The sequence below is a fragment of the Shewanella sairae genome, assembly GCF_023283535.1.
GTDB lineage: Bacteria > Pseudomonadota > Gammaproteobacteria > Enterobacterales > Shewanellaceae > Shewanella > Shewanella sairae.
In genome coordinates, this window is record NZ_JAKILT010000011.1 from 106,357 (window position 1) to 119,205 (window position 12,849).

At 44.4% G+C, this 12,849-nt stretch carries 9 protein-coding genes; 4 read left to right on the forward strand and 5 right to left on the reverse strand.

Going from position 1 to position 12,849, the window contains the following annotated elements; genetic code table 11:
• Nucleotides 1–43: 43 nt before the first annotated feature.
• The 4 genes from L2748_RS06775 to L2748_RS06790 all read right to left on the reverse strand — a co-directional run bounded on the left by L2748_RS06775 (nucleotide 44) and on the right by L2748_RS06790 (nucleotide 6,819).
• Nucleotides 44–1,768, reverse strand: a complete 1,725-nt coding sequence (locus L2748_RS06775; protein WP_220780997.1) for a hypothetical protein — start codon at nucleotides 1,766–1,768, stop codon at nucleotides 44–46.
• A 715-nt stretch (nucleotides 1,769–2,483) separates the two neighbouring features.
• The gene (locus tag L2748_RS06780; protein ID WP_220780998.1) at nucleotides 2,484–3,245 is read right to left on the reverse strand and encodes a phosphoadenylyl-sulfate reductase; all 762 of its coding nucleotides are present in this window, start codon (nucleotides 3,243–3,245) and stop codon (nucleotides 2,484–2,486) included.
• Nucleotides 3,238–4,935, reverse strand: a complete 1,698-nt coding sequence (gene cysI, locus L2748_RS06785) for an assimilatory sulfite reductase (NADPH) hemoprotein subunit (RefSeq protein ID WP_220780999.1) — start codon at nucleotides 4,933–4,935, stop codon at nucleotides 3,238–3,240. Before cysI ends, L2748_RS06780 begins: the two co-directional genes overlap by 8 nt.
• 87 nt (nucleotides 4,936–5,022) lie before the next feature.
• Nucleotides 5,023–6,819: an assimilatory sulfite reductase (NADPH) flavoprotein subunit gene (locus tag L2748_RS06790; RefSeq protein ID WP_220781000.1), complete on the reverse strand. Its 1,797-nt coding sequence runs from the start codon at nucleotides 6,817–6,819 to the stop codon at nucleotides 5,023–5,025.
• A gap of 344 nt (nucleotides 6,820–7,163) precedes the next feature.
• On the opposite strand from L2748_RS06790, the gene L2748_RS06795 reads away from it, so the two are divergent.
• From L2748_RS06795 to L2748_RS06810, 4 genes are all read left to right on the forward strand, one after another.
• Nucleotides 7,164–8,354, forward strand: coding sequence for a Re/Si-specific NAD(P)(+) transhydrogenase subunit alpha (locus L2748_RS06795; RefSeq protein WP_246616151.1), 1,191 nt, complete (start codon nucleotides 7,164–7,166; stop codon nucleotides 8,352–8,354).
• Nucleotides 8,354–8,629: an NAD(P) transhydrogenase subunit alpha part 2 gene (locus L2748_RS06800; RefSeq protein WP_012153916.1), complete on the forward strand. Its 276-nt coding sequence runs from the start codon at nucleotides 8,354–8,356 to the stop codon at nucleotides 8,627–8,629. The genes L2748_RS06795 and L2748_RS06800 overlap by 1 nt, the downstream gene beginning before the upstream one ends.
• Nucleotides 8,630–8,635: 6 nt before the next feature.
• On the forward strand, nucleotides 8,636–10,018 hold the full coding sequence (locus L2748_RS06805) for an NAD(P)(+) transhydrogenase (Re/Si-specific) subunit beta (RefSeq protein ID WP_220781002.1): 1,383 nt from the start codon (nucleotides 8,636–8,638) through the stop codon (nucleotides 10,016–10,018).
• Between the two features lie 188 nt (nucleotides 10,019–10,206).
• Complete coding sequence (locus tag L2748_RS06810; RefSeq protein WP_220781003.1) at nucleotides 10,207–11,574, forward strand: MipA/OmpV family protein; 1,368 nt, start codon at nucleotides 10,207–10,209, stop codon at nucleotides 11,572–11,574.
• 61 nt (nucleotides 11,575–11,635) lie between these two features.
• On the opposite strand, the gene L2748_RS06815 is transcribed toward L2748_RS06810, so the two are convergent.
• The gene (locus tag L2748_RS06815) at nucleotides 11,636–12,718 is read right to left on the reverse strand and encodes a rhomboid family intramembrane serine protease (RefSeq protein WP_220781004.1); all 1,083 of its coding nucleotides are present in this window, start codon (nucleotides 12,716–12,718) and stop codon (nucleotides 11,636–11,638) included.
• Nucleotides 12,719–12,849: the final 131 nt, after the last annotated feature.

A 12,849-nucleotide genomic window follows, 5' to 3' on the forward strand; every position in this document is an offset into this window, starting at 1 on the left:
TAAATGGCTGGCGTTTGGATTCAGTCATTATGACACATGACGCTTATTTTGTTGCACGAGAGTCCATGTGCGTATCAATTTCAAAACCTTGCTGATCAATATCTAGCGTAAATTGAGTCCGCATATCGTAATGCTTCATCCCTTCTAATTCTTCAGGGATAGGCTCACCGGTCATTTCGATAAAGGTTAGCAGTGGATCAAACATCTTCATGTAATCCGCTGATACCACGAATAAGCCATTACTTGTGACTGGTTCTTTTTCGAGTTTGTCAGCTATCGCAGCGCCCTTTTCACCCGAGAACAGCACTAGATGATTACCTTTAAGCGCCAATTTAGGCGTGATGTTTAGCTCAGCAGGAATAGGAACCACACTGCTCAGCTCAATAGCATCACCATTTTCAGGTAGTTGAAGATTAGCCAACTCAGGAACAAAAGATTTAGCCATATTAAACAGCGTTGCAGGGTTATCTGCAGAAAGGGTAACAACTGCATCTAAGCTATCAAGCTGAGGTGATTGAGTATCCTCACTAATCTTGTAATCTATCAGTGATACACCAAGCCCCTTCACTCCATTAGCCATGCCAGTGAACATGCCTAACATCGCCGGGCTTTGCTGACTCATCTGCATTTGCATCTCAGCCAATGGACCGCACTGATATTCAGGCGTAAGCATATCATCCCAAATACCCGTTAATGCAGGCACCATTTGGTTAACATCAATACCTAGCCCAAGACTGAACACGCTATTATCAATATATTGAGTGTAACTAGGCAAGTAGCCACGTAGCTTCTGGTAGGCGCCGAGCAACACTTGGTTTTCACTTTCTATCACAGTTCTAAAACCAAACGCGCTGTGACTATCCGTCACAGTTAACTCATCGTAGCCCGCAACTGTCCGCGGCCAGTTATTAGCGATAGCTGCCAGCTCAGAACTACAAGCAGGTGTCTTTAACTCTGCCATAGGATCTTCGCCCATAATCTCATAGAGCTTAGATAACTGACCCGCTAGCTGATTACCATCAGTGCTGGTTAAAGCCGTAATGATCTCTTTATGATTAACAAAGCTCACCCCTTCATTAGTAAAGCCATGCTTAGTGATTATCTCTTCAACAATATTCGCATCAGCAATTGAATTATCAACAGAGGTCACACCCAGCGCCGTTTCTAGTAGCGTCGCTTCAGTAAACGATGTGCTCAACGTGGCGGTAAACAAACCATCATGTACCGCAAACACCAAACTAACCTGCTCTTTTTCTTCGGCGTCAGTTAGCTGATAACTGCGATAATCAACCCCTTTTAGATTGGCGGGAGTATGCGTTAGACCGCTTTGTGCTTCAGCTTTGTCCAGTATTGCCCAAATAGCATCAGCGTTTTCAACTTCAATTTTAAAAACTGGCACTGCACCAAGGGTATAAACATAACTACGCACTTCAGCTGCTAAGCCGAACGTCGTTATAAAAGTGTCACCATCTTTCATAGAGTCGGCGTATGACTTCAACAAGCTAACAAAAAACTGAGCACGCTGGTCACTCTCTTGCTCAAGCTCATCAAAACTTCCTGGAGGGAACTGTCTATAAGCATCTGATAAAGAATTGATATAGTCTTTAATTGGAAAAGGGTTCAATTGCGCAGAGAACAAAGGCGTATCTGCAGGGACATAACTCAGAACAGCGCTATCAGTTGTCGATAGAGAGGTTGATTGCTGGCTATACCAGTATCCACCCGCACCCACTGCAACAACCGCCGCAGCAATAAGTATCTTATTCATTTAAAACTCCATTTAATGATTTAATTAGTCCCACAAATACACACCAATCTATTGGTGCGACGCAATTCTACAACATTATTAACACACAATACCAACCAAACCCTTCTTAGCTAACTTAACAAAACAGCATTCAAGCAAGCCAATCAATCATACTTTACAACACAAACTTAAGTGACCGCTTATGTAGTGGGACACATGTTTTTAGGGGATGCATAAAATGGATGGAGGCAATAGAAGAGATAAAGACAATTGACCACTAGAAATATAAAACCCCAGATAACGCAATCTAATAGCGTTACCTGGGGTTATACCACTTGATAAGCTAGCGCTAGCAAGCCAATCAATTTGTTCAATTATAACGTTTGGTTAAAGCCAAAATATCACGTTTACAATCAAACTTGGTTTATTCGATACTGACAGCTCTGCCTGTAATTTATAGCTGATTAAGATTATGTAACTTAATCAGTGGAAGACTACAAATCACCGAGTCTATTTAGACCTGATACAGAACAGTTTCCTAAAACCATCTACGGGAACTTTGAACTATAGTCTAAAAAACCAACTGTGCATAACCCTGTTAGCAAAAATGTACAAAAAACACCCAACATTTAATACTAAATGACTAAAGGCTATTTAATACATAATGTTAAAGAAGAACTCTATCGCCAAAAAGTAGCGCATTAATTATACATGAGTGCATTTACCCATTAAGTCGCTAAATATCAAAGTGCAAACCACACTCTCGCTTTAAGCCATTAAAACGAGTCTCTTCTTCGCTCATACCTAACTCTAGCGGTTTACTCGAATGGGTATCGCCAACCGACACATAACCTTGCTCCCATAAAGGGTGGTAGGGCAGCTCAAATTGAGTCAGGTACTCGTGTACTTGCTTATTACTCCAATCGATAATCGGCAAAATTTTATAACGTTGCCCATGAATAGCTAATACAGGTAAGTCTTCCCGTGTGCTTGACTGTGAGCGTCTAAGACCTGCAAACCAAGTGCCTACCTGTTGCTCTGTTAAAGCACGCTGCATCGGCTCAACTTTATTAATTTGGTTATATTTATCTAAGCCATCAATATCTTGCTCCCACAGCTTTCCAAATCGCGCTTCTTGCCAAGCAGAACTAAACGGCGACGAATACACTTTAAGGTTTAAGCTTAAGCGTTCAGTCAATTCATCAATAAATTGATAAGTTTCACTGAACAAGTAGCCAGTATCGGTTAGCAACACAGGAATGTCTGATTTTTCCTGACTCACCATATGCAACATCACAGCTGCTTGAATACCAAAGCTTGACGATAACGCATGGTTACCCGGCAGATACTCTAGTGCCCACTTCACTCGCTCGACTGGCGTTAATGCTTCTAAAAAAGTATTAACTCTAGCCAATTCAGCCTGCTGTTCCACTTTAGGTGCGCTAAGCAATGCGTGCAGTTCATCAGCACTAATCACTGATTCAAAGGTATTAACCATGAAATTCCTTAGCTGCGTCATTTACAGCTGCAACCACACCACTTCGTACAGTGTAATTACCAAAAGTTTCACCTGTTTGACGCTCTTTTACATATAGCGCAAACAAGGTATCTAACTCCGCAAGGATCTCCGCTTCTTGGATATTCTCGCGGTACAGTTTATTCAAACGTGTGCCTTCAAAACTCGCGCCTAAATACAGGTTATAGCGACCCGGTGCTTTGCCCACTAGACCGATTTCCGCAGCGAAAGGTCTCGCGCAACCATTCGGGCACCCGGTCATACGGATAACGATGCCTTGGTCCAAGAAGCCATGCTTATCTTGTAGCGCTTCAACTTTAGTTAAAAAGTCTGGGAAATAACGCTCAGCTTCAGCCATAGCCAACGCACAAGTCGGCAGTGCTACACAAGCAATTGAATGACCGCGGGTTTCCGTAATGAGTTTGCCCATAAAACCATGCTGCCTTGCTAATGCTTCAACTTGTTCTTTATCGGCAGCGGGTACGCCAGCAATAATAATGTTTTGGTTGGAGGTCATACGGAAATCACCTTTATGGATCTTGGCTATTTCTCGTAAACCCGTTTGCAGCGGTTGACCCGGTAAATCTTTAACCCGGCCACCTTCAATAAATAAGGTTAAGTGCCAGTTATCATCGACACCTTGCTTCCAGCCATAACGATCGCCACGATCGCCAATAACTACATCACGCTTAGGTTCAAACTTAATCCCAGTACGCGCTTCAATTTCCGCTTTAAACTTATCAAAACCATGTTTAACTATGGTGTACTTTAAGCGCGACAGTTTACGGTTTTCACGGTTACCCCAGTCACGCTGAATGGTCATAACGGCTTCAGCAAATTTGAGGGTATCTTCAGCTTTTATATAACCAAAGTCATCGGCTAAACGCGGGAAGGTAGCCACCTCACCATGGGTCGAGCCCATACCGCCACCAGCGACTAAGTTAAAGCCAATTAACTCATCACCGTCAGCAACAGCGACAAAACCAAGGTCGTTAGTGTAAACGTCAACATCGTTATCTGGCGGCACAGCAACGGCCATTTTAAACTTACGTGGCAGGTAAGTTTTACCATATACAGGCTCAACTTCTTCCCCTTCGGTAGTCACCAACTTTTCATCGTCTAACCAGATCTCTGCGTAGGCCTTTGTGTGCGGTAGCATATTGTCTGACAGCTGCTTTGCGTAAGCATAAGCTTGCTGATGTAGCTTGGATTCAACCGGGTTTGGGTTACACATTACGTTACGGTTAACGTCACCACATGCGGCAATTGAATCCAGTGCTTCACGGTCAAGATCTTGAATAATGGTTTTCAGGTTACGCTTTGGAATGCCATGGTACTGAAACGTTTGACGGGTGGTTAAACGAATACTGTTTGAACTAGTAAGGTTTGAGGCAATTTTATCAACTGCTAACCACTGCTCTGGCGAACATACGCCACCAGCAACACGGGCACGCAACATGAAGCTATATAATGGCTCTAGTTTTTGCTCTTTACGCTCATTACGTAAATCGCGGTCATCTTGCTGATAAAACCCGTGGAACTTAATTAACTGCTGATCGCCTTCACTAAAAGCACCCGTCACGGCAGTATCTAAGCCTTCTTGAATTGTGCCGCGCAGGTAATCACTATCGGTTTTTAAATATTCGTTTACTGCTAACTTTTGCTCACTCATAGCAAGGTACTCTCTTAAAATTCTTTTTGTATTGCGCCCGCTTTTGCATGGCGTCACTCATCATTGCGCTTCAGCTACAAGCTGGCCTTAATAAACGTCTTTTTGGTAGCGTTTAGCTGCTCTTAAACCTTCTAAATATTGCTCGGCTTGCTCAGGCGTTTTATGACCAAACTTAACCGCTACATCTAGCAGAGCTTGATGCACATCTTTGGCCATGCGCTCTGCGTCACCACAGATATAGAAATGCGCGCCGTCTTCGAGCCACTGCCACAATTGCTCACCTTGCTCAGCAAGCTTGTGCTGCACATAAACCTTATGTTGTTGATCGCGAGAGAATGCTAAGTCGATACGTGATAGCTCACCGCTTTGCAGGTATTGCTGCCACTCAGTTTGATACAGGAAATCTTGTTCAAAATGTGGGTTACCAAAAAATAGCCACGCTTTACCTTCTACGCCTTGCGCTGCACGCTCTTGCATAAAGGCTCTAAATGGCGCGACCCCGGTACCCGGACCAACCATAATCACTGGTGTGTCTGGATTTTCTGGTAAACGGAAGTGATTGTTAGGCTCAACATACACCTGCACTGCTTGACCTTCTTCAGCGCTGGCAAGGAACTGCGATGCGCCGCCAAAACGAGCTACGCCATCACGCTCATCTTCAACTAATGCCACGGTTAAGTGCACTTCTGACTCAACTTCAGCTTGGCTCGATGCGATTGAGTAAAGTCTTGGCGTAATGCCGCGGAGCAAGCCAACAAACTGCTCGGCGGTGACTTTTGCAGGGTACAAACGAACGAGATCAGCGACTTGATGGTTATTCACAAACTCGCGAGTCAACGCCTTATCAGCGCTTAATGTAAGTAAGTCAGCATTCTTGCTTAGCTCTGCCCAACCACTGACTAAACCAGGATAAAGCTGTGTCAGCTCTTTTTTATGAGTGAGTGCATCGCGTAAAGCAAGCGACTCTTTAGATACTGTAACCTGCTCATTTTCATCAAGCTCTAATGCTTCAATCAACTCTGAAACCAGCTCTTGTGAATTGCTAAACCATACACCTAGGGCATCACCCGCTTGGTACTGAATACCAGATTCGCCCAACTCAATTTCCACATGGCGTACATCACGATCAGAATCACGCCCTGTTAGCTTTTGGCTAACCAGTAATTCTGCAGTGTAAGGTTTTTGCTTGGTGAAATTTGATGTTGCCACTTGGCTGCTAGCAATCGACACCACGCTGGCACCAGCACTTTGAACGAGTGGCTTAACCGCTTCTAACACATCCGCTTGCCACTGTTCAGCTTGCTCTTGATAATCAACATCGCACTCAACAATTGGGGTAATGGCTTTTGCCCCTAATGCACTTAGACGAGAGTCAAAATCTTTACCGGTTTGGCAGAAAAATTCGTAACTTGAATCCCCCAATGCCAATATCGAATAGTTTAGGTTATCCAGTTTAGGGGCACGCTTAGAGCTTAAAAACTTGTGTAGCTCAATTGCATCATCCGGCGCATCACCTTCTCCATGGGTACTCACCACTAGCAGCAACAAGCTTTCTTGTTTCAACTGGCGAGTTTTATAATCCCCCATAGAAGTCAGGTTCACAGCATAGCCTTGAGCTTGTGCTTTTTCAGCTAGCTCAGTTGCCACACCACGACCATTACCCGTTTGGCTTCCATAAAGAATGGTAATAACTTGCTCAGTACCCGCCTCATTGCTTCCCGCAACTTGAGGTACACCTGCCACCCCTTGTTCAGACGTTGCAGCAAGATAGCCGCTAACCCAAGCAAGTTGAACGGCACTCAGCTCTGCAGTGAGCTGCTTTAACTTATCCACTTGACCAGCAGAAAGCGGTGAAGCGAGTGATGAAAGCTCTTTTAACAACATGGAAACGGCCCTGTATCAGTATATTGTTGGTCAGCTTAGCCCCTCGTTAGATAAAGAAAAAAGAATAAAAGATAATTTTTAATTCGATTTAGGAATATGCAAAGCACAAAAATTGAGCTACAAAAGTATAGGGCGAATCAATAAACCTATTGGCAACAGCGTTTTCTACTGCAAACTTCCACTTAAAAGTGTGGACTAGCGCAAACTTTTCAGTCTGACCAGTACAGAATATGGGATATTGAAAAATATGCGCTTGTGTCTAGCTTTAGAGTCGCCACAATAAGCACCCTGACAAATTAATGACATCTGTCCTACTAATGTCCTCAACTGAGAGGTTTACCTTTGTGAAGCTAGGTCTACCGAAAGAAAGTCACGCTGGAGAAAGTCGTGTTGCGATTATCCCAGCCAATGTGGCTCGACTACTTAAAAATAATCTACAAGTTCTTGTTGAAAGTGGCGCTGGTAGCAATGCTGGCTTTACCGATGAAGATTATCTTCAGGCAGGCGCATCAATTGTGTCCCGCGAACAACTGTTCAGTGATGCTGATATTATCACTGTCGTAAACGCTAAAGATGAGCAACTTGCAGAGCTAAAGTCGGTTATCAAACCACAGCAAATTGTGATTGGTATGATGGACCCACTGGCTCATCCAGAAAATGCCCAAGCGCTTGCAGAAACGGGGGCTACCGCCATTGCGTTAGAACTTGTGCCACGAATTACGCGTGCACAAAGCATGGATATTTTATCATCCATGGCAACCATTGCCGGTTACAAGGCGGTATTACTTGCCGCCCATAAAGCGCCGCGTTTATTCCCGATGATGATGACAGCTGCTGGCACACTAAAACCAGCACGCGCCTTTATCATGGGCGTGGGTGTTGCGGGTCTACAGGCTTGTGCTACAGCAAAGCGTTTAGGTGCAGTCGTTGAGGCTTACGATATTCGCCCTGCGGCACGTGAACAGATCATTTCTGTTGGCGCTAAGCCAGTTGAACTTGATCTTGAAGCTGAGAATACTGAAACCAAAGGTGGTTATGCAGCAGAGCAGTCTGATGACTTCTTAAAACGTCAGCAACAAGCGATGGCTAACGTATTAGCTCAGCAAGATATCGTTATCACAACCGCAGCGATTCCTGGCCGTAAAGCACCAATTCTTATCACCAAAGAAATGGTTGATGGCATGAAGAGCGGCACGATTATTGTCGATCTCGCTGCTGAAACCGGTGGTAACTGTGAGCTAACAGAGCTTGATAAAGAAGTGGTTTACAATGGCGTCACCATTCTTGGTCCATCAAATGTACCGGGCTCAGCCGCTAACCATGCCAGCCAAATGTATGGCACTAACATTGAAAACTTACTTAAGTTACTGGTGACAAAAGACGGTGAGCTTAACCTCGACTTTGAAGATGAAATCGTTAAAGACACAGTAGTGGCTTATCAAGGTGAAGTAGCCAGTGAACGTCTACGCGATCTGTTAGGTCTACCAGCACTTCAGGTTGTCAGCACAGACTCTACTGCAGCGGAGGCAAAATAATGGAAATTTTACTGCTATTAACCCTATTTGTGGTCGCGGTGTTCTTAGGTGTCGAGATGATCACCAAAGTGCCACCAACGCTGCACACGCCATTAATGTCAGGCTCAAATGCGATCTCTGGCATCTCATTAGTGGGCGCACTGTTGTCGGCCGGTTCTGGCGCCGGTATTTGGGTCAACGTACTGGGCTTTATTGCCGTAGTACTTGCCACGATTAACGTTGTCGGTGGTTACATGGTAACTAACCGCATGCTAGCTATGTTTAAAAGGAAATAAGCCACTATGAGTATGACGTTTATTTACCTTGCCTACTTAGTGGCAGCCAGCCTATTTATTTTAGGTATTAAAGGACTCACTAAGCCAAGAACCGCAGTCCGCGGTAACCAGCTTTCAGCCCTCGGTATGTTTATCGCCGTGGTCGTGACTCTGTTTGACCAAAACATTTTAAGCTATGAATGGATTATTGCCGGTGTGCTACTTGGTGGTGCCATTGGTGCTGTGATGGCAACCAAAATTCAAGTGACCTCAATGCCACAAATGGTGGCTATGCTTAACGGTTTTGGTGGTGGAGCATCGCTATTTATCGCGCTAGCTAACTTCCTTGATCCAAGCTCAGCAACCCACACTGTTGCACTCGTCTCGATTGCAGCGACCGTGATTATTGGTGCGGTGACCTTGTCAGGTTCTTTTGTGGCGTTTGCTAAGCTACAAGAGTTGATCTCTGGTAACCCGATTAAAGTGCCTGGTAACAAACTCCTTAACGCTATTTTGCTAATCAGTGCTATCGGCCTTGGTATTGCTATCGTAATGGATCCTAGCAACACCAACCTTATCTACGCTTTGGTTGCTGTATCGCTAGTATTAGGTCTACTGCTAGTTGTGCCTATTGGTGGCGCCGATATGCCAGTTGTGATTGCGCTACTTAACTCTTACTCAGGTATTGCAGCAGCAACCACAGGCTTTATCACTGGCAACACGGTATTGATTGTATCGGGATCGCTAGTGGGTGCATCGGGTATTATTCTGACGCAAATCATGTGTAAAGCCATGAACCGTTCGCTGTTTAACGTACTCTTTGGCGTTATGGCTGAAGGCGGTGAAACCGTTGATGCTGATGAAGTTTACGCTGGTAAGGTAACCTCTTCTTCACCAGAAGAAGTGGCAATGCTACTAGAAACAGCAGAGCGCGTTGTCATTGTGCCAGGTTATGGTTTGGCTATGGCGCAAGCCCAGCATGCCGTGCGCGAGCTAGCCTCAGTGATGGAAGCACGCGGAACTCAAGTATTGTACGCAATCCACCCAGTAGCAGGTCGTATGCCGGGTCATATGAACGTATTGCTAGCTGAAGCTGAAGTGCCTTATGAGCAGCTTATTGAGATGGATGAAATCAATCCACAGTTTGAACAAACCGACGTAGCGATTGTGATTGGTGCAAACGATGTAACCAACCCTATGGCGCGTGAAGATAAAGGTAGCCCGATTTACGGTATGCCAATTCTAAACGTCGATAAAGCCAAAACTGTTGTTGTGGTTAAACGCTCATTAAGCCCTGGCTTTGCCGGTTTACCTAACCCGCTATTCGCCATGGATAACTCCTTGATGCTGTTTGGCGATGGTAAAAAAGCCATTGTTGAGCTAACTCAAAGCTTAAAAGAAGCTGATTAATCCTGAGTTGATAATCCTTTAAAAGGTCGCGAATGCGGCCTTTTTTATTGCCAATTTTTATCAGCTAAAACACTCGGCTTTAATTCGATGTTTAAGCCCTAGTTAACTCACTGTTGTTAAAATTATGTGCTTGATGGTTAAAAAGCAGTACTCTTATCTCTAGTACCCAGCGCTAAAAAGAAAATAATATGACACTAAAAGCCCTTTCTCCCCTCTGTATTGGCTTTCTCATGCCATTTGGCAGCTTACAGGCGGCAGAAAACGATACCCAAACAAAAATGCCACCGCCACCGGTTGAGTTAGCTCAAGCAAGCACGCCACAATGGCATGATAACTGGGGCATAGGTATTGGTATGCGCCGTGGTGATATTCCTTACGCCACCGAGCAAGATGAAGTCTACGACACCCTGCCGTTAATCTATTTTGAAAATGATTACTTCTACATTAATGGTATGGAGGCGGCTGGCCATATTTGGAAAAACGACAATCATCAGATTAACCTCTACACTCGTTTTCGCTTTGTCGATATCCCTAAAGAGTTGCAAAATGAATCCCAATCACAAGCCTTTGACTTTGGCCTGCAGTACCGCTTTGTTAAAGATGAGTGGGATTTTGATATCGCCTTTTTATCGGACTCTAATAAACGCAGCTATGGTTACAGTCGTACCCAATATAACTGGCAAGCGGGTGATTGGAAGATAAAGCCTTATGCTGAATTTCAGTGGAAAAGTGCCGACTTTAATGATTATTACTACGGCTTAGATCAACATCAAGTGGGCGGTGGAATAGCCTTTAATGCAGGGGTAAAAGCCCGCTACCATGTTGCGAGTAATCTTTACCTACTCGGCCAATTTGGTGTTGGTCGCTTAGAGGATGATGTTTACCACTTGCCAACCATTAACAACCGCTTCCAGTATGAATCATTCTTAGGCTTTGGCTTTTTTCCTGAGCCGAACAGCAAAAAGTACTCAGCACAACCAGTACAAAAGCAGCGTAAAGCTGGCAGTGAATATCTACGTGTCGCCCATGGTTGGGCTACGCCATCAAACCTCAATGCCATCTTAAAGTGGCAAACCAAAACTGATCCCTACAATAACCAGATGAGCTCAGTATTTTACGGTACTCAGCTAACCGACAGTTTGTTTAATTTGCCGATAGATCTCTACCTGACTCCGGGTGTGGTTTGGCATTACAGCTCAGAGGTGCAAGACGATATTGCCGAAGCCGTCATTGCCATAAAGGCTTTCTATACCTTTGAGCTCGGCCCGCGCTTTAGATTAGGTGTTGCCGAAGGCTTGTCTTATGTCAGCAGTGTGACCCATATTGAAGGGTCTGAACTTGATATCAAAGGCTATAAACCTTCAAAACTGCTTAACTACTTAGACTTCTCACTCGATGTCAACCTAGGTGATATTTTCAACTCATCTAAACTCGACAATATGTGGTTGGGTTATAGCATTCACCATCGCTCAGGTATTTTTGAATCTAGCTCTGCTTTTGGTCGCATCAGTGGCGGCAGTAACTATCAAAGCGTCTATTTGCAATGGCATTTCTAACGCCGTTATCATAGTAAAAAAGGCCGCAAATGCGGCCTTTTTGATCAGAGCTTAGTCAAAATTAACGAGCAACCTTTAACTCTTGCGAGTTCAACATGCTTAATATTGGGTTATCACGCATAACCTGTTTCTTCAGAGCAATACCAATAACTAGACCTGCAACAAAACCGCCTATATGAGCCCAGTAAGCAACGCCACCGCCGCCGATATAGGCACCGAATAGGTTCATCGCTAACCAAATCGCAAAAAACGCCATCGGTGACAATTTCTTTTGATAAATAATGAACATAAAGGTCAAGCTCGCATGTCTAAACCACAGCAGGTACATACCGAATAATCCAGCAATCGCGCCACTTGCGCCAACCATATAAATCGATGAGCTCGGCTCAGAGATGATATGAGCTGCCGCTGCAGCAAAACCGCACACCAGGTACAAGGCTAAGAAACGCTTATGCCCCAGCGCATCTTCTAAGTTGTCACCCACCACATATAAGAAGTACATATTGCCAATCAGGTGCATCCAACCGCCATGCATAAACATGTGGCTAACTAATCCCGTGATATTCTGCCCTTGCATTAGATCAACAGGCTTGAGTGCAAACGTGTCGTAGATCCACTCAGTGGCATTGGGCTGCAATACAGTAGCAATAAAGATAAACGTATTGATTGCGAGCAGGGTATAGGTCACCCAAGGTGTGGTCTTAGGCTTTAAGTTATATTCCGTTGGCATTTGCATCAAAAATTGGAACAACCAAGTTTTAACGTTTACTTTTTTATTTAGCTCTTCCAATGCAACTTGAATTTGTGGTGATTGAACGACCTTTTCACGTTCATGCTCATCAATCCATACACCGGTACAAGTGTGGCAAACATCCACTTCAACGTGAAAATCATCCATTAAATGGTAATGTTGAAGCTTGGTTTCACAATGGCTACAGCTTCTTGTCGACTCGCCTTTGTGGCAACCGAGAGAACTTTCTATGCCAACGCTATCATTGCCGTTGTCGGCCGCTGAAAGCGCGCCATTAAGCTCACCACTATCAAACCAAATCCCACCACAAGCGGTACAACTATCGACCTCTTGACCATGGAAAAAAGACACTCGCATTTCATCACTTGCGCATCCTGGACATCTCATACTCATCAATCTTCCTTATTCGACTTTAATGCCATTTTCTTCAAGGTGTAGTGGCATAGTGAATTTGGACACCAAGATGTAAGGGGTATAATCCCCATCTAAACACAAGGTGAACAAATGACCCGTAAATCAAAACC